The 18,051-nt window shown below is 38.5% G+C and carries 19 protein-coding genes and 1 riboswitch; of the genes, 13 read left to right on the forward strand and 6 right to left on the reverse strand.

What is annotated here, in order from left to right; genetic code table 11:
- Positions 1-87 precede the first annotated feature (87 nt).
- A complete protein-coding gene (exaC, locus tag ABR854_RS11535; RefSeq protein WP_350265550.1) occupies positions 88-1,611 on the reverse strand; it encodes an acetaldehyde dehydrogenase ExaC in 1,524 nt (507 codons plus the stop codon).
- Positions 1,612-1,927: 316 nt separating this feature from the next.
- Here exaC and ABR854_RS11540 point away from each other — a divergent pair, with 316 nt between their 5' ends.
- A complete protein-coding gene (locus ABR854_RS11540; RefSeq protein ID WP_350265551.1) occupies positions 1,928-2,848 on the forward strand; it encodes an AraC family transcriptional regulator in 921 nt (306 codons plus the stop codon).
- A gap of 58 nt (positions 2,849-2,906) precedes the next feature.
- Here the strand turns inward: ABR854_RS11540 and ABR854_RS11545 are convergent, their stop codons facing one another.
- Positions 2,907-3,776, reverse strand: a complete 870-nt coding sequence (locus ABR854_RS11545) for an alpha/beta hydrolase (protein WP_350265552.1) — start codon at positions 3,774-3,776, stop codon at positions 2,907-2,909.
- 71 nt (positions 3,777-3,847) lie between these two features.
- Positions 3,848-4,327, reverse strand: a complete 480-nt coding sequence (locus tag ABR854_RS11550; RefSeq protein ID WP_350265553.1) for a hypothetical protein — start codon at positions 4,325-4,327, stop codon at positions 3,848-3,850.
- A 201-nt stretch (positions 4,328-4,528) separates the two neighbouring features.
- Here ABR854_RS11550 and ABR854_RS11555 point away from each other — a divergent pair, with 201 nt between their 5' ends.
- Positions 4,529-5,509: a DUF4382 domain-containing protein gene (locus tag ABR854_RS11555; protein ID WP_350265554.1), complete on the forward strand. Its 981-nt coding sequence runs from the start codon at positions 4,529-4,531 to the stop codon at positions 5,507-5,509.
- A 159-nt stretch (positions 5,510-5,668) separates the two neighbouring features.
- On the forward strand, positions 5,669-6,943 hold the full coding sequence (locus ABR854_RS11560) for a DoxX family protein (RefSeq protein WP_350265555.1): 1,275 nt from the start codon (positions 5,669-5,671) through the stop codon (positions 6,941-6,943).
- Positions 6,944-6,979: 36 nt separating this feature from the next.
- Here ABR854_RS11560 and ABR854_RS11565 read toward each other — a convergent pair whose 3' ends face one another.
- Both ABR854_RS11565 and ABR854_RS11570 read right to left on the reverse strand, forming a co-directional pair.
- On the reverse strand, positions 6,980-7,393 hold the full coding sequence (locus ABR854_RS11565; RefSeq protein WP_350265556.1) for a DUF6157 family protein: 414 nt from the start codon (positions 7,391-7,393) through the stop codon (positions 6,980-6,982).
- Positions 7,394-7,459: 66 nt separating this feature from the next.
- Positions 7,460-8,266 carry an alpha/beta fold hydrolase gene (locus ABR854_RS11570; RefSeq protein ID WP_350265557.1) on the reverse strand — a complete coding sequence of 269 codons (807 nt, stop codon included), beginning with the start codon at positions 8,264-8,266 and terminating at the stop codon, positions 7,460-7,462.
- A 162-nt stretch (positions 8,267-8,428) separates the two neighbouring features.
- Here ABR854_RS11570 and ABR854_RS11575 point away from each other — a divergent pair, with 162 nt between their 5' ends.
- The gene (locus ABR854_RS11575) at positions 8,429-8,752 is read left to right on the forward strand and encodes an ArsR/SmtB family transcription factor (protein WP_350265558.1); all 324 of its coding nucleotides are present in this window, start codon (positions 8,429-8,431) and stop codon (positions 8,750-8,752) included.
- A gap of 23 nt (positions 8,753-8,775) precedes the next feature.
- Positions 8,776-9,747 carry an SRPBCC domain-containing protein gene (locus tag ABR854_RS11580; RefSeq protein WP_350265559.1) on the forward strand — a complete coding sequence of 324 codons (972 nt, stop codon included), beginning with the start codon at positions 8,776-8,778 and terminating at the stop codon, positions 9,745-9,747.
- Positions 9,748-9,810: 63 nt separating this feature from the next.
- Here ABR854_RS11580 and ABR854_RS11585 read toward each other — a convergent pair whose 3' ends face one another.
- Positions 9,811-10,734 (reverse strand): CE1 family esterase, encoded by a 924-nt coding sequence (locus tag ABR854_RS11585; RefSeq protein WP_350265560.1) that lies wholly within the window; start codon positions 10,732-10,734, stop codon positions 9,811-9,813.
- Positions 10,735-10,885: 151 nt separating this feature from the next.
- A riboswitch (TPP riboswitch) is annotated at positions 10,886-10,976 on the forward strand.
- Positions 10,977-11,085: 109 nt separating this feature from the next.
- Between ABR854_RS11585 and ABR854_RS11590 the strand changes: the two genes are divergently transcribed.
- From ABR854_RS11590 to ABR854_RS11625, 8 genes are all read left to right on the forward strand, one after another.
- Positions 11,086-11,811 (forward strand): methyltransferase domain-containing protein, encoded by a 726-nt coding sequence (locus ABR854_RS11590; protein WP_350265561.1) that lies wholly within the window; start codon positions 11,086-11,088, stop codon positions 11,809-11,811.
- Positions 11,811-12,863: an AIR synthase family protein gene (locus ABR854_RS11595; protein ID WP_350265562.1), complete on the forward strand. Its 1,053-nt coding sequence runs from the start codon at positions 11,811-11,813 to the stop codon at positions 12,861-12,863. Before ABR854_RS11590 ends, ABR854_RS11595 begins: the two co-directional genes overlap by 1 nt.
- On the forward strand, positions 12,860-13,471 hold the full coding sequence (locus ABR854_RS11600) for a thiamine phosphate synthase (RefSeq protein WP_350265563.1): 612 nt from the start codon (positions 12,860-12,862) through the stop codon (positions 13,469-13,471). The genes ABR854_RS11595 and ABR854_RS11600 overlap by 4 nt, the downstream gene beginning before the upstream one ends.
- Positions 13,472-13,475: 4 nt before the next feature.
- The gene (locus ABR854_RS11605) at positions 13,476-13,742 is read left to right on the forward strand and encodes a Trm112 family protein (protein ID WP_188769497.1); all 267 of its coding nucleotides are present in this window, start codon (positions 13,476-13,478) and stop codon (positions 13,740-13,742) included.
- A gap of 236 nt (positions 13,743-13,978) precedes the next feature.
- Positions 13,979-15,658: a GH39 family glycosyl hydrolase gene (locus tag ABR854_RS11610; RefSeq protein WP_350265564.1), complete on the forward strand. Its 1,680-nt coding sequence runs from the start codon at positions 13,979-13,981 to the stop codon at positions 15,656-15,658.
- 196 nt (positions 15,659-15,854) lie between these two features.
- On the forward strand, positions 15,855-16,868 hold the full coding sequence (locus ABR854_RS11615; RefSeq protein WP_350265565.1) for a zinc-binding alcohol dehydrogenase family protein: 1,014 nt from the start codon (positions 15,855-15,857) through the stop codon (positions 16,866-16,868).
- A 262-nt stretch (positions 16,869-17,130) separates the two neighbouring features.
- Positions 17,131-17,421: a hypothetical protein gene (locus ABR854_RS11620; RefSeq protein ID WP_350265566.1), complete on the forward strand. Its 291-nt coding sequence runs from the start codon at positions 17,131-17,133 to the stop codon at positions 17,419-17,421.
- Positions 17,422-17,563: 142 nt separating this feature from the next.
- Complete coding sequence (locus tag ABR854_RS11625; RefSeq protein ID WP_350265567.1) at positions 17,564-18,046, forward strand: DinB family protein; 483 nt, start codon at positions 17,564-17,566, stop codon at positions 18,044-18,046.
- Positions 18,047-18,051: the final 5 nt, after the last annotated feature.

Genomic DNA, 18,051 nt, shown 5'->3' on the forward strand with positions numbered 1-18,051 from the left:
TTCTAAATTTAGATTTGAATATAAAAAGTATGAGAGAGCCAAAACTGACTCTCTCTACTATTATTTTTGCCTTAGACCTATGTATTATCAGAAAAATCCGAGTTTATTTTTGTCGTAAGAAATCAACATATTTTTCGTCTGACGGTAGTGACCCAACATCATTTTGTGGTTTTCACGACCAATACCCGATTTTTTGTAGCCACCAAACGGAGCGTGTGCTGGATAATCATGGTAGCAATTTACCCAAACTCTACCTGCTTGCACGGCTCTTGCTACCGTATATGCTTGGTGCATATCACGTGTCCATACGCCTGCACCTAAGCCATAAAGTGTATCGTTGGCAATCGCAATGGCCTCTGCTTCATCTTTGAAAGTTGTCACACAAACCACTGGTCCGAAGATTTCTTCTTGGAAAATTCTCATCTTGTTATTTCCCTTGAAAATAGTTGGTTTGATATAATATCCGCCCTCTAAACCTTCGTTATAGGCTGCGGCACCACCTGTCAACACCTCAGCACCTTCTTCCTTTCCGATTTCTATATAATTCAAGATTTTCTCGTATTGGTCGTTTGATGCTTGAGCTCCCATCATTGTTTCGGGGTCGAGTGGGTGGCCGAGTTTGATGGCATTTACACGCTCCACAACACGCTCAATGAAGGCATCGTAGATTGATTCTTCTACCAAAATTCTTGACGGACACGTACAAACTTCTCCCTGATTCAGAGCAAACATTGTAGCACCTTCAAGGGCTTTGTCGAAAAATTCATCATCAGCTTCCATGATGCTTTTAAAGAAAATATTTGGTGATTTTCCACCTAACTCCAACGTTACTGGAATGATATTTTTAGAAGCATATTGCATAATTAGCTGACCAGTAGTGGTTTCGCCCGTAAAAGCAATTTTATTAATACGTGGACTCGATGCCAAAGGCTTACCCGCTTCAATACCAAATCCATTCACGATATTCAGCACACCCGCAGGCAATAAATCTTGAATCAATTCGGCCAAAACCATGATACCAACGGGTGTTTGTTCGGCTGGTTTCAATACGATACAGTTACCTGCCGCTAACGCTGGAGCAATTTTCCAAGCAGCCATCAAAATTGGGAAATTCCAAGGAATGATTTGTCCAACTACGCCCAGTGGTTCGTGAATAATCAACGAAAGTGTGTTGGCGTTTAGCTCAGAAGCAGAGCCTTCTTCGGCACGAATCACGCCCGCAAAATAACGGAAATGGTCAATCGCCAAAGGTAAATCGGCCGCCATTGTTTCACGGATTGCCTTGCCGTTATCCCAAGTTTCAACACGAGCCAAAAGGCTGAGGTTTTGCTCAAGGCGATCAGCAACTTTCAATAAAACATTGCTACGAGTAGTAGCCGATGATGAACCCCAACTTGGAGCGGCTGCCCAAGCGGCATCCAGTGCCAAATTAATATCTTCTTCAGTCGAGCGGGCTACTTGCGTAAATACTTTTCCATCGACTGGCGATGTTACCTCAAAGTATTCACTTTTTACGGGAGCAACCCATTTACCACCAATAAAATTATCATAATGAGTCTTAAAGCTTGGTTTTTCTACCAAATTACTTTTTTGTGTTGTTACTGCTGACATTGTTTATAGTATTAAAGGTGAAAATTATAGTGCAAATAAATCTTACAATAGTGATATTTAATGTCATTTTTCTGCCGTCATATACCACTTTTCAGTCAACTGATAGCACTATTCTATATTCAGTTGTACAATCCTATCATTTTATGGTCGATTAGTTAATTTATATAGTTATATTTTTTGTGGAAATAATAATATTAGTTAGGTTTGTTTAGCGTAAATACTATCAGAGAAAAGCATCCCGTAGGGATTTAATATTGGTAGAAAGTAAAACACCATAATTATTGAATACATGTATCACCAGTAAAAAACGGATAACATGATTAATCTAAATACATCTCATTACGAAAGCCGTAAGCTGGTAAGTTTGGTCGAAAATCGAACTATTCATACGCTCAATAATGCCGAACTGAATATTTTCGAGACGCACCAACAGGCATCGCAGGTTTTACTTCGATTCAGCGAACCTGTTTTGGCAAGTATGATAAAAGGTAAGAAAGTGATGCACTTAGAAAATACCCATTCGTTTGGGTTTTTGCCAGGCGAATCAGTAATTTTACCTTCAAACGAACTGATGTGCATTGATTTTCCTGAAGCTACAGAACACAATCCGACGCAATGCTTGGCTTTGGCTTTTTCGGAAGGGAAGTTGCGTGAAACAGTAGAGTTATTGAATAATCGAGGTACTAAACAAAACGGCAAAGAATGGAGCATGACCGACTACAACTATCATTTCACGAATGAGGTAGCCATTAATCAGATTCTCCAACGCCTTATCTTTATTTTTACCGAAAAACACCCTTCAAAAGATATTTTTGCCGATTTACTGATTCAAGAATTGATTATCAGAATCCTGCAAACCGAGTCGAAAAGTATTTATCTGAAAAAAGCCCAACACTACTCAAATAATGATCGTATTTCGTTCATTATCAAGTATATACAAGATAATATCACCGAAGATTTATCGGTAGAACTCTTGAGTGAGAAGGCTTATATGAGTGAGTCGAATTTTTATAGAACTTTCAAGCACGAACTTGGTTCATCGCCCAATGATTTTATCATTGAAGAACGCCTAAAAGTAGCCGAAAGTATGCTCCGAAACCCCAAAGTGAGCGTAAAAGAAGCCTATATGGCAAGCGGTTTCAATAGTTTTTCGTATTTCTGCCGAATCTTCAAGAAAAAGAAAAACCTTTCACCGACCGAGTTTAAGGAAAAAGCGAGCGTGATGAAAGTTAAATAAAAAAGGGGAGATGTCTCCCCCCAGGCATTTAGTCGTGGATGTGTAGTAATGAATATTTTTAGAGATGCTTATCGGCAAACTCAAGCATGATATCAAGCGTTTCGGGAAGTTTGCCCCATTCGTGATACAATTCTGGATAAAAATAATATTTGTGTTTATCGCCTAATTCTTCTAATTTTTTCTGCATTTTTTCGCCTTGCTCAGGTGGCACAATTGTATCACTTCCACCATAAAATAAAATTGTAGCTGGTGAGGTCTTTTTCATCTGAAATAATGGACTTGCCGAGCGATATTCACCAATTGTTTCATTGCTAAATGGTTTTCCGACGAGCTTTATAATATCACTATTCATTCTTCCTTGTCTGATTTGTTCAGAAGTCAAGTCAGCAGGGCTGGCTATTCCACCTACTACTTCTACCAAATTCTTATCATCAGAAGTATAAGAATATAGCATCGCCAAGTGTCCGCCTGCACTAATGCCCAAAAGGAAAAATTTAGGTGCAATATTCAGTGATTTAGCGTCTTTTTGTAACTTTTTGAGCAAGGAATCAATATCGGCTAATTGTTCACGGTAGGTAATTCCTTGTTGAAATGTAAGTCTATAGTTGGTATTGACAATGGCACATTTAGTGCGTTTTTGGCGGAGTGTTTCTACAATTGGATTGATAAATCCTTTATCACCCTCGCTCCAGCCACCGCCGTGAAGCAGTACAACTACTGGTACTTTATCGGGCTGATTTTTTGGTAAATAAATATCGTAATTTTGGAGTTCGTTATCACCGTATTTTTCATTTTTTCTGACCTCATATTCAATATCAATTTCTTCTTCACCTTGAATTGAATAGTTTTTATTGAAAAGTGGTACAACATCAACCCTATCGCAAGAACTGAGCAATAGCATTAAACCGATTATAAAATAGTTTTTCATGGTTAATAAAATTTAAGAATCATTTAATAAATATAAATTTATGGATGATCAACGGTTGAAAACCTGGAGGCTTACTTAATGGCGATACGAGCCGTTACGGCTACGTCATCGAGCCAAACTCCTTGATAGCCAATAAGATTAATGGCGGGTTTCCAGTCCAAACTTAAATTGAGCGGAATCTCTCGGAAAGTATATTCAAGTCCTAAAATTCCATCTGCACCAATAACCGTGTGATTATCGTTATTATCAAACCACGGATTGCCGTATCGACCACCATTTCGCCAGAACCCTACGTGTCCACCAACGCCATAGTACCAACGCCAATTCGGTGTTTGAAACGCCGCTTTGTGGATTTCATAAAGTCCTGTTAGATTTACGCCCTGCCATCTCGAATACAAAATTCCCTCTACAGCTTCCTTGTTATTCATTTTATACTTTACACTAAGGCCGTAACCATAGTTAAGCCTTGCTCCGATACCCAATTTATATTGAGCTTGGGCAGTTGTTAGCGAAATAATAATTAGAAAAGTACTTACTATTATTTTTTTCATTTTGGGTAATTGATTTAGTGATACGATTTCGCACAAAAACAATATGCCATTTAATTGGATTAATTAGATGGGTAAAAATTTCCGTAGAAAATGTGGAATTTATTTCCCACTATACTGATTTTTTGAGGAAAACAAGAGTGGAATATTTTTTTTGCAAATTATTTCAGTAATCCAAAAAGTAGATTTTAAATTTAAAAAGCCATGAAAACTCTAAAATTAGCCATTGTAATGGTTAGTGCTTTTTTGATGCAAGTAGCTTGCGAAAAACAAAATGAGTCTGTAACGCCAGTGTCCCAACAAGACCCCAATGCTCCGAAAGGAGATGTGCGATTAAGCATAACAGATGCCCCAATTGATGATAGTAATGTAAGTGCTGCCTTTGTGACCATTACTGAAGTTAGGTTTGATGGAAAAGTCTATGATGCCTTCAAAGGGCCAAAGACCGTAAATTTATTACAACTTCAAAATGGTAACTCTTTAAGCCTTGGTGATGGGAAATTTCAGGTAGGCTCATTTAGTAAATTGACTTTAGTGCTTGATTATGCCAAAGACGCCAGTGGAAATGCCCCAGGTTGTTATGTTCAGAAAACCGATGGTTCGAAGGAAGCCTTGGCAGTTTCGGGAAATGCTCGCCAAGAAATAGAAATTACTGCTAAGAAATTTGATATTACACAAAATGGCGTAACTGATTTAATGATTGACTTTGATTTGCGTAAAGCCATCAAAGAAATGAACGCTAATAGTAAAAAAAGCTACGCTTTTGTAACCTATGGTGAATTACAATCTTCTATCCGACTTGTCAATAAAAACACTACGGGAGAAATTGTGGGTAAAATAGATAATTATAATGCCTCTACAAACGGGCAAGTTGTGGTATATGTTTATAAAAAAGGCACTTTTAATCAAAGCACTGAAGTAAAAGGACAAGGCGAAAGTGGAGTAACTTTTAAGAATGCCGTAACGAGTGCTAAAGTTGATGGTTCTGGTAATTTTAAGGCAGCATTTTTGGAAGAAGGTGACTATGAGCTACATTTTGCTTCTAACAAAAGTACCGCAGGGACAATCATTGATTTCAGTACATTCTTGAATCTGAATAGCAATATTGCCCTTAATAGCATTGCAGTAAAATCTAATACGCAAGTGAGTTTATCACTTTCGATAAAAGGATTAATAGGTTTATAAATAGTGTTTAGGTTAGTAAATGGTAAATAGCTGCAACGATTGAGTGCAGCTTTTTCTTTTTTAGCTATTTTACACGAACCAATAATGAAAAAGAAATAGAAAATTTGTATATTTTCAACGTTTTCTGATTCTGCATTTTTATCCTAAATCTATAATTCAATGGCAAATAAGGCTCAATGGTCAGTTGCTCATAAGCTGATTTTCTATTTTTGCTTTTTATTCTTTGGTCTAAATACCTTCCCTTTTCCTTTAGATTTTATCGGAGAGCCAGTCTATAATCTAATTGAAAAGTTTTGGACGCCAATCATCAACCTTTTAGGTAATATATTTTTAGACTTAGATGAAATAACTGTTCGCCCGAATGGCAGTGGCGATACCACTTGGAATTGGCTCCAAGAGCTTGCTATTCTCATTATTGCATCGCTCGGGAGTATCGTTTGGCTGATAGCCGCTCGCAGCCGTGTCAATCACGAAAAATTGGCTTATTGGCTCAGAATCTACCTGCGTTATTATTTGGCAGCAACCATGCTTTCGTATGGTTTGGTAAAAGTATTTCCACTACAATTTGGTACGATTACCACTTATCGCCTCTACGAACGCCTCGGCGAAATGAGTCCGATGGGGCTTTTATGGACATTCATGGCTTATTCGAAGGGGTATCAGTTATTTGGCGGACTTATGGAAGTTGTTTCAGGTTTGTTACTTCTTTTTCGTCGAACCACCACACTGGGTGCATTGCTGAGTGCGGGTGTGATGCTCAATGTGTTTATGATGAATTTATTTTTTGATGTACCCGTCAAAATATTCTCGTTTTGGTTGATGCTCATAGGTATCTATTTGCTTTCAGCTGATGCCAAACGCCTTTGGCAATTTTTTGTATTGAATGAACCAACACAAGCTACCCAAGAAATAAAAGTCTTTGCAGATAAAAAATGGTTTCGCATAGGCAGAATCGTACTAAAAGTATTATTTATTGGAATTACTTTCGTTGCTCAATTTTATAGTAATTGGCAAGATTCCGCACCTATTTCTGCACCGAAATCGGCTATTTATGGGCCTTATAAAGTAGAAAAATTTGAACGAAATAACATAGTTTCAGAAACTGATACTTTGCGTTTGCAAGAAGTATTTATTGACCGCCGAGGAGCCACAGATATGATTTATGTAACTAATGAAGATGGACTGCGTAAACGAGTCAATTTTGAGCTTGACTCAACCAAACATATAATCAGAATGGGAGATTATGCTGCACCCATAACTGATACTGCTCGATATACATTTAGTTATGTACAGACCAGTGCCGAAACATTTTTTTTGAAAGGAAAAATCAAAAACGATTCTATACGAGTAGCAATGAAGAAAATGAAGCCCAGAAACTTTTTGCTTACTACACGTGGTTTTCATTGGGTGAATGAAGTGCCTTTTAATAAATAAGGAAATCCTACCAAATTAGATTTTGGTAGGATTTCCTTATTTACTCGATCGCATAGCTTTATAGACTTTTATAGATTCTTCGTTCATAAACTGTTCATATTCAGGGCTTTCACAGCCATAAATGGCAATTTTGCCTTCTTCGTTGTGGTGTACGCCCCAACCATAACGCTTCGTAAGTGGCGATGCTCGAAGGCAGGCTTGTCCCTTAGAAAAATAAGCGGCACGGGCTTCGGCTAACTCAGCTTCGGTCAAATCGTTTTTTTCGGCAAAAACCTGAAATAGCACATCGTCTGAAGTGTATTTATAGGGGTTTTTCTTCAAAATCTCAAATTGTATATTTGCTATTGATTTCTTATCACCTTTTATTGGGGGCACTTCGCCCATACTGACTGGGCAGTCGTCTGCTATGGCAATGAAGGCAGTTTCGTAGTTGGTCGTATGTACTTTCATGAGATAATTGATTTTCTACAAAGAAAAACAAACTCACTGACAACTCTATGTCAGTAACAAATATTTTTACTTCAAAAAAGTCCTCACTCCCTCCGAAAACTCTTCGGTATTGTAAGTGCCATTATGATTTCCTTTTACAATTTTCAATGTAGCATTCTTAAAATAGGTCTGCAAAACTTCGGGGTCGCCATTGTCTTTATCTTCGTTTCCGGCAATAATCAGTACTGGTTTCTTGAATTTCATCAGTTCAGCAGGCGTAGTTACAGGCTGGTATTTTTGCAAATAACCCAAAGCCAAAGTATCGGCATTGATAGATTTAGCGTATTTTACCGCACCTTGGGCAATTGGGTGGAGGTGTGCTTTTCCGCTAAAGGCTTCAGCAAACATCAGCCTTCTATCCCAATTAGAGTTCGTAAAATGTTGACCCATTCCGCCCAAAACTACTGACGAAATACGCTTGTCTTTCGTCAGTAATTTAGCCGCCACAATTGCTCCACGAGAATATCCCACAACCGCATAAGTCTTGATTTTTAGGTCAGAAACAATACCTGAAACATCAGCAGTTTCGATGTCGTTTGCATAGAATTTATCTTCATGTGGTTTATCCGAACGCCCGTTCCCTCGTAAGTCAGGCACAATTACCCGATAACCATTTTTTACTAAATCTTTATACAAAGCCGTTTTTCGCCAATTGGCTCCAGTATTGATAAATCCGTGTAGCAAAACGATAGCTTTTCCCGAACCTGTATCAGTGTAAGCAACTCGGATTTTATCGGGTGCTTCGTAGTATTTGAAACTTTGTGCAAATCCACAAGAAGAAGAAAGCAGTACGAGAATCACACCGAAGCTACTAAGTTTTTTTAAGCGTTTCATAATTTTAATTGAGGTTGAAAAGAGCAAGCAAGATAAGGTTTTATTGTAAGACTTCAATCAATCATTCTTTCAAGCCTTCTAATCTTTCTCAAAAATAAAATCAAAAAATATTTGTGCAAGTAAATGCTTGCGTATATATTTGCAATCAAATACTTGCATATTATGGAAGCCAGAAGAGATGTTTTTCAAGCAATAGCCGACCCCACAAGGCGACAAATTATTGATATGTTGGTCGACAAACCACTCAATGTCAATGCTTTAGCCGATAATTTCAGCATGAGCCGACAGGCGGTTTCATTACACGTAAAGATTTTAGAAGAATGTGAATTAATTGTAATCAGAAAGCAAGGCCGAGAAAGAATCTGCGAAGCCAAGTTTGAAAAACTCAGCGAAGTAGCCACTTGGGTGGAGCAATACAGTAAATATTGGGAAGAGAGGTTTGATGCTTTGGAGAAATATTTGGAGAAAATTCAACAAAAAAAGTAGGACAAAAAAATAATTGATGAAATATGGAAACACAGAAAAATGAAAAAGCTACCTTAACGATTATCCGAAAATTCAATGCTCCAAAATCATTGGTTTTTCAGGCATTTGCCACGCCCGAAGCAATGGGCCAATGGTGGGGACCAAGCATCGCCAAAATGACGGTCGTAAGTTTTGACTTTCGCCCGCAAGGAATATTTCATTATAAAATGGAATATTCGGCCGAACAAACACTTTGGGGAAAGTTTGTTTATGGAAATATTGTAGAACCCGATTTGATTGAGTTTACGAATGCCTTTTCTGATGAAAATGGCAATTTAACCAAAGCCGAATTTGCCCCTAACTGGCCTTTGGAGATTTTTAATCGAGTGACTTTGAGCGAGCTAAATGGGCAAACTACGCTTATTTTGAAGGGGTATCCTGTAAATCCGAGCGAGCTGGAAACCAGTACTTTTATCGAAATGCAGCCAAATGTTACCGAAGGTTTCAATGCTACTTTCGACCAACTCGAACGCTACGTAAATGCCGCATTGACAATCAGAAAAGAATTAAAAACTACCAAGAAGGCACGTACAAGCACATACCTGAATTTTGCGGGAAATACTGAAGAAGCCTTTCTGTTTTATAAATCTGTTTTCGGAACTGAATTTAATGGTGGAAAATTCCAACGTTTTGGAGATATTCCAGCGATGGAAGGTCAACCACCGCTTTCGGACGAAGTAAAAAAAATGATTTTGCACATTGAATTACCGATTTTAGGCGGACATATTCTGATGGCAACCGACGCACCCGAAAGCATGGGCTTTTTTCTCAAACGTGGCGATAATATGCACATCAATCTTGAACCAGAATCGAGAGAAGAAACCAAGCGATTATTTGATGCTCTTTCTGAAGGAGGAAACATCACGATGCCACTCGAAGACATGTTTTTTGGAGCTTATTACGGAAGTATTACCGACAAATACGGCATTAATTGGATGTTGCATTTTTCGGAGTGATAAAATACTTGACGAGAAAAACCTACAAGCGATTTTTGCAGGTTTTTCTTTTTTCAAGAAATATCAAGGTAATTGATATTTCTTGAAAAAATCCCAAATTAGATCATTGGCATTGATGGCTGTCGAGATTTCATCTGCATCTGCTCTTGCTTTTTCGCCACTTGGCCACGAATGTCCACCGTCTTTAGTCAAATAGATTTCTACTGAACTATTGGTGCAGTTTGCCCACTTTGTAATGCTGTATTTCTCGAAATTTTGAACTGTTTTGGCCGTAGTATTACAAGAATTATTTTTCAACCAAGCATTAATTCCCTGTTCAACTGGTGGAATTGTGAAGCCAAAAGTGCTTCTACCACCATTATAAGGCACTTTAGTGTCTAAAACAGAATGAATGTGCAAAACTGGAACTGGTCTTGACGAAACACACGATTGTGTAGTGACCATTGAGCCAGCTACTGGAGCAATGGCGGCGATTTTATTCGATAATTCGCAAGCCAAACGATAAGACATCATCGCTCCGTTCGACATGCCTGTTACGTAAACTTTCTTACGATTAAGTTTCGGATAATTCTTCAAAAGTTCATCAATCATTAGACTGATAAATTTTACATCATCAATGTTTTTTTCTACGGCATAATCGCAGCAAGAGCCTGCATTCCAAGTTCTGGCTCTTAGTATCCCGTCACTTTGCACGCCTTCGGCATAAACTATGGCAAAGTTTTCTTTATTAGCCTTTTCGGTCAAAAAATAGTTTTTCTCCATTTGAGTGGCACTGCCAGCTCCGCCATGTAGGCCAATTACCAATGCAAAATCAGTTGCTTCATTATAATTGGGTGGAAGGTTGAGTAGATAAGTGCGGCTCAGCCCATCAACTGTCATTGTACCATTGACTCGAAATTCTTTGATGAGTGCGATTTTATCTCTAAGTCTTTCGCAACTTAAAATCGTACATGAGAAGCAAACAAGTGATAGGAGGATTTTTTTCATAGATTTTCTTTGAGGATTTTTATACAAAAATTAGACCTTTTAGGTTACGAAAGGTTTAATTGTTTGATGCTCAATAAATGATAGGCATAAGTAAGAAAATTTAATCTTCATTTACTTTGTTTCTTTTGTTTCATCATTACATTTGTAGCATATTTCATGCACGGGGTGCTGTAAAAAGCTGAGATGATACCCGAGAACCTGAACTGGTTAGTACCAGCGTAGGAATGTAGGAGCCAAATAAGATATTCGGAAGGAGTGGCCTGTGGGCTTTGCCTTTATCTATATATGTTTTGAAACCTCATTTCGGGCATTCGGTGCAGAAATGAGGTTTATTTTTTTATCAAAACTACTATGGAAGAATTAGAACTAAGCGAAAAAAGTTTGGTAAAGCCGCCACTCCGAAATTGGCAAGGCCGTAAAGAATGGTTTTTTAACCGTGAACACACCGATACCTACGAGCTTTGGTACGAAGGTCGCTACAAACGGGCTGAAGTATGGCAAAAGAAAATTATGGGTAGATTCGTAAAATCTGACCCAAGAATTAAAACACTTCTCGAATTTGGCTGCGGAACGGGCCGTTTTACTCGCTGGTGGAAAGATATTGGCATTGATGCTTCGGGTGGAGATATTTCGCCTTTTATGTTGGGGCAAGCGGTGCATCTTTTTGGCGGAAACTTAGTTTGGGCCGATTCTCATTTTATGCCTTTCAAAGACCATACTTTCGATGCCCTTGCGTTTATCACGACTTTTGAATATTATCGAGACCCCGTGCAGGTAATTCGAGAAGCTGCCCGAGTAGGAAAATACGGCATTGCCTTTGGCATGATGAATCGGAATTCGCCAAAAGTAGTCCGACGAAGAGTGCAAGAAGCCTTTGGCAAAAATCCGTTTTATGTAACCGCTACTTTTTATACGCCCGATATGCTCACTAAGAAAATCCATGAGGCACTCGAAGGGCGAAGCTATACCATTGAGTGGCAAGCAACGGGCTTACCCGAATGGTTTCCTGTGCAAGAGTGGCACGTACCCTACGGCGATTTCTTTGGTTTATTCGTACGCTTCAACGATGTGGACTAATGGAAAAAGTAGGAAAAATCAACGAAGAATATTTCAAAAGAGTGATTCTGCCAAATAGCGGTTTTAGTCGAAAAGAAGTATTGGTTGGCCCCAATTTTGGCGTTGATGTGGCACTCATTGAGCTACCCAACAACATGGCTATGGCTCTTACTTCCGACCCGCTGAGTCTGGTTCCGACTTTAGGTTTGCAGGAGTCGGCGTGGCTCTCGGTGCATCTGATGGCCAACGATATTGCCACTACCAGTTTTGCTCCCATGTATCTACAAACGGTGCTGAATTTACCGACGAGTATCAGCGATGCTCAGTTTAGAGAATATTGGCAACACATTGATAGCTTCTGTAAGCAAATAGGCGTAGCAATCACAGGTGGACACACGGGCAGTATTGAAGGACAAAATTCGACAATTTCGGGCGGGGGAACTATGATAACGGTTGCTCCAAAAAAACAATTACTCACCTCAAATAATGCCGAAGTCGGAGATTCAATCATCATGACCAAGCAATGTGCGATGTCATCGGTGGCTATTTTGGCTATGTCTTTTCCCGAAACTATTCGTCAGAAATTAGGTACAGAAACAGCTCAAAAGACAGCCGAATTATTTTACGAAACCTCTGTTTTGAAAGAAGCCTCGATTGTCAATCAATTAAATACACAAGAAAATGTCGTGAATGCCATGCACGATGTCACGGAAGGAGGTGTTTTGGGTGCTGCCTTCGAAATGGCAGTTGCGAGCGGTTTAGGCCTCGAAATAGAAGTAGATAAACTCAATGTTTCGCCTACGTTAAATGCTGTTTGTGAGTTATTTTCTCTCGACCCTCATTATTGTATTGGGGCTGGTTCGATGATACTTTCGGTTAAAAATCAATACGAAGACTTGGTAATCAATACTTTACAAGAAAACGCTATTGAAGCCCATGTAATTGGTAGCTTCACTGAAACATCGGCTGGGCATCGAATCATCGAAAATGATGAAGTAAAACCAATGCCTTACTACGAAACTGACCCTTATTGGGCGGCATTTTTTGAAGCATTTAAACGTGGTTGGAAATGAAAAAAAATATTTATCTAATAGCCAACCCAGTCATCGAGCAGAGCGTTTTGCTCCACAAAATCGAGATGGCTCTTGAAGGTGGTCTTTTTGCCGTGCAGTTGTGGAATAACTGGCAAAATGTGACAAATAAAATCGAAATCATTTCAAGCGTTCATCAACTTACGCAGTTGGCTGACATACCTTTGATTTTAAACGAAGGCCAAGATTGCCTTGATTTTTCTTGTTTTGAAGGTATTCATCTTGATTTTCCCAATGATAAAATAAAAGAATACCGACAAAAACGCCCCAATTTAATTTGGGGACTTACCTGCTCAAACGAAACCGAAAAACTCGTATGGGCTGAACAAAATTCGCTTGATTATGTTTCTTATTGTTCGGTTTTTCCATCAAAAACCAGTAATAGTTGCGAACTCGTCAGCTTGGAGACTATTCAGCGAACTCGTCAGTTTTTTAGCAAAAAAGTATTTTTAGCGGGAGGGATTAATCAAAATACGATTCCAAACCTTAAAAATTTACCATTCGATGGCATTGCTTTGGTATCGGCTATTATGGATGCCGAGAACCCAACCGAAGCAGTATTGAATTATTCAGCAATTTTAAACGATTAAAGCCATGACTAAAAGTTTTTTTGATAAACTATGTTGTCCTTTTGATAAATCTGAGCTTTCGATTCAGGTTTTCACCGAAAAAGAAAATAATGTCATTCACGAAGGTCTTATTACTTGTCCTACTTGCAAGCGTTTGTATCCAATCATTCACGGAGTGCCGATTATGATACCTGATGCTTACCGAGAAGCACAACTTGAAAAACCATTTTTTATCAAGTGGAATGATAAACTAAGTCTGGAAGCAAAAGCCAGTTTGATGCTGGAAGAATAATGATGAAAATGGGGTTGGGCTATATTTCCAAACTGAATTTATTCAGTTTTATCCTATAAAAATAATCCTTTGTTCTCTTAGCCATTGAATTCATTCAATGAACTAATTAATAAATTCCTAAAAAAGCCGAATGTAGAGCAGTTTTTCGACATTCGGCTTTTATTCTTTCGCTCAAACGAAGCATACAACCGATTTAAGATTATATTTGTGACTGACTATATTCAACCTCCCATTACATGAAAAAACTACACTTTCTCTTTATACTTATGGCTGTGTATCAGCTAAGTTTTGCACAAGAAACAGCCAAAACAACTATCCAAATAGATTTAAATAAAAAAGTTGGCGAGATGTCAACGATGTGGGCGTGGTTTGGGGCTGATGAACCTAACTATGCGTACATGAAAGACGGCAAAAAACTATTGACCGAATTGAGCCAACTAAGCCCAGTACCTGTTTATTTTAGAGCTCATAATATGCTTACTTCGGGACACGATACGCTTTCAATGAAGTGGGGTTCGACCAATGTTTACACCGAAGATGCCAACGGCAATCCGATTTATGACTGGACGCTTGTCGATAAGATTTTTGATACTTACCAGCAAAGAGGTATCAAACCTATGGCACAATTTAGTTTTATGCCCGAAGCTCTTTCTACCAAACCACAACCTTATGAGCATAATTGGAAACCAGGAATGAATTATACCGAAATCTTTAAGGGGTGGACATACCCTCCTAAAGATTATAAAAAATGGGCAGATTTGGTCTATGCGTGGGTAAAACACTCGGTTGAAAGATACGGAAAAACCGAAGTAGAAAGTTGGTACTGGGAACTTTGGAACGAACCAAACATTGGTTATTGGAGCGGAACGGTAGAAGAATATTGCAAACTATACGACTACACCGCCGATGCCGCTAAACGTGCTTTGCCAACAATTAGAATAGGAGGCCCAGAAACCACTGGTCCAAGTTGGAATAAAGCGGCCGATTTCTTGAAAACTTTTCTAACTCACTGCGAATCAGGAACAAACTACGCAACAGGAAAAGTGGGTTCTCCGCTTGATTTTATCACTTTTCACGCAAAAGGTTCGCCTAAAATAGTCGAAGGACACGTACAGATGAATGTTGGTACGCAACTCAGAGATATTTCGGAAGGTTTCAGAATAGTTACATCTTATCCGAAATTCAAGAAACTACCAATCATCATTGGCGAGTCTGACCCCGAAGGTTGTGCGGCTTGTGGCATGAAAACAAATCCATCAAATGCGTATCGAAATGGCACGATGTATTCAAGCTATACCGCCGCCTCGTTTGCCCGAAAATATGCTTTGGCCGATTATTTCAAAGCCAATTTGTTGGGGGCGGTGAGTTGGTCGTTTGAGTTTGAGAACCAACCGTATTTTTATGGTTTCCGAGATTTGGCTACCAATGGTATTGATAAACCCGTGCTAAATGTTTTTAGAATGTACGGCATGATGTCGGGCAGTAGGGTAGAGGTAAAAGGCAATCAGAATTATACTTTTTCGATGGTGCGAGATTCGAGCGTACGCAAAAAAGCCGATATTGATGCACTCGCCAGCAAAGACCAACGCTCGGCGGCTGTAATGGTTTGGCATTATCATGATGATGACGTAAAAGCCGAAGATGCCACTATTGAAGTTGATTTAAAGGGTTTTCCTGCCCAACAAGTCAATTTTAAGCATTACCGAATCGACAACGAAAATAGCAATTCGTATGAAGTTTGGAAGAAAATGGGTTCGCCCGAAAACCCAACTGCCGAACAAATCAGCACCTTAGAAAAAGCAGGACAATTGGCATTGTTGACTTCGCCCACGTACATAAAAACCGATAACGGTAATTTAAAACTGAATTTAAAATTACCTCGTCAGGGAGTTTCGTTGTTGAAGTTTGATTGGTGATTAGTGTATATCGAAATATATGATGTTTATGAGCGAGAAAGTTAAGATTTAGTGCATAAAAATAATTTATCTACAATGATTTTGTAAGGTAAAAAGTCCTTTAGGAGTAAGTGAACAAAGAGTTGTAAAAAGACGTTGTTAAAACTGTTGTAGTAGTCATAGCGGGCTACCACAAAAATTATAAACCATATAAAAAATGAAAGCCGTAGGATTTAAAACCTCGTTACCAATCTCAGAAGAAAATAGTTTCATTGATTTTGAAACTGTCAAACAAGTGCCAGTTGGGCATGAATTATTAGTAAAAATCAGTGCAATTTCAGTCAATCCAGTTGATTTTAAAATCAGACAAAACTCTGCAAAAGATATTGTTTTAGAAAACCCGAAAATCATTGGTTGGGATGCCGTTGGAGTCGTAGAAGCTGTGGGAGAAAACGTTTCGCTCTTCAAAGTAGGTGATGAAGTTTATTATGCAGGCGATATCACAAAACAAGGCTCAAACGCTGAATATCAAGCAATTGATGAAAGAATTGTGGGCAAAAAGCCTAAAACTTTGAGCATTGCCGATGCTGCTGCAATTCCGCTAACAGCCCTAACAGCTTGGGAAATATTCTTTGATAGAATGAGGCTCAGTGCTGAAAAAGATAGAGGCAAAACACTTTTAATCATTGGTGGTGCTGGAGGTGTTGGTTCGATTGCGATTCAATTAGCCAAAAAACTTTTAGGTTTGAAAGTTATCGCAACGGCCTCAAGACCCGAAACCATTGAATGGTGTAAGCAATTGGGTGCAGATTTGGTAGTTAACCACCGAGATTTAGTCAATGAAGTGCGTAATGCGGGTTTTCAATACGTTGATTTTATTGTTGATTTCGTAGATACCAACGCTTATTGGGATAGTATGGCCGACCTTATCAAACCACAAGGTCATATAGCTTCTATCACAGGTAGTGCTGCACCTGTGGTTTTAAATAAATTGAAAACCAAAAGCGTAAGTTTTTCTTGGGAATTTATGTACACCCGCTCAACTTTCCAAACCGAAGATATGATTGAGCAGCACCATATTCTAAACAAAGTAGCTGATATGCTCGATAGCGGAGAGTTGGTTTCCATACTCAAGCAAACACTCATAGGGCTTTCGGCTGATAATCTCAAAAAAGCTCATACACAGTTAGAATCTGGCACCACCATCGGAAAGTTAGTTATTCAGTTCTAAAACATTTTTGGGTATAATTTTTGCCAAAAAATGTTTTTAGCCAAATTATTAGGGTATGAAAAGAATTGTTTTCTACCCTAATAAATTTGTTGCCTATCTGCAAAACAATCATCTCTCTCTCATCGATTTCATTGAAAGCATATACCACTCAGATAATTTTATGGATTGACTCTAAAATCTTGTATTTTTTCTTGGAAATTAGTTTTTAAATTATTTACTTTGAAACACAAAGTACTTTTAATTGATTTAAAAACATAAAATTATGACAGCTCAAAACAACCGATTGACAATTATCTTATCAGCCGCAGGGTTTTTACTTTTGTTGCCGTTAGTGGCAATGCAGTTTACGAAAGAAGTAAATTGGACTTTATCCGATTTTATAGTAGCTGGTGTTTTATTATTTGGTACTGGCGGATTAATTGAATTGGCTATGCGAAAAATTAATAAAGTAGGAACAAGAGTTTGGGTAATTTTAGGAATATTGATAGTATTATTTTTAGTTTGGGCTGAATTGGCCGTCGGAATCTTCGGAACTCCATTTGCTGGAAGTTGATTTTTGGAATTAAATGAAATCATGCAAACCTGCTTCGATTCAACTGAAGTAGGTTTTTTATTTATGTTATGGTCTGAAAATTCTTTTGGCTTTTGAGTGCTTAACCGAATATGTTTCAATAACTTAGCCGAAAACTATTGGTATGCTAAACACCATCAAACAAAGCCTTTGGAATCAAATGGGAGCAAGCATTGATATGCTCGAAGATTCGATTTTACTCTGCCCAGACGGACACTGGGACACCGAACGAAAATTTTGGTATCAGTCTTTTCATGTCTTGTTTTTTCTTGATTATTATCTTTCTACCGAACCTCAAACTTTTTCTCCACCAAAACCTTTTACGGAGTCAGAATTTGAAGACCGAATGCCCGAAAGAGTTTATACAAAACCCGAATTACTCGAATATTTGCAGTTTTGTAGAGAAAAATGTAAAAACTTAATCGAAAATTTGAGCGAACAGCAATTAGAAGCTCGCTGGGTAAATTCCTCAGGTTCAATGAATTATTCCATCCACGAAATATTTTTATACAACTTACGACACCTGCAGCACCATGTAGCACAACTAAATCTGCACCTGAGACAAAGTATTGACGATGCTCCAGAATGGGTTTTTCGTGCGAAGTAAATGAT

This window comes from Emticicia sp. W12TSBA100-4, from assembly GCF_040253585.1.
Classification (GTDB): domain Bacteria; phylum Bacteroidota; class Bacteroidia; order Cytophagales; family Spirosomataceae; genus Emticicia.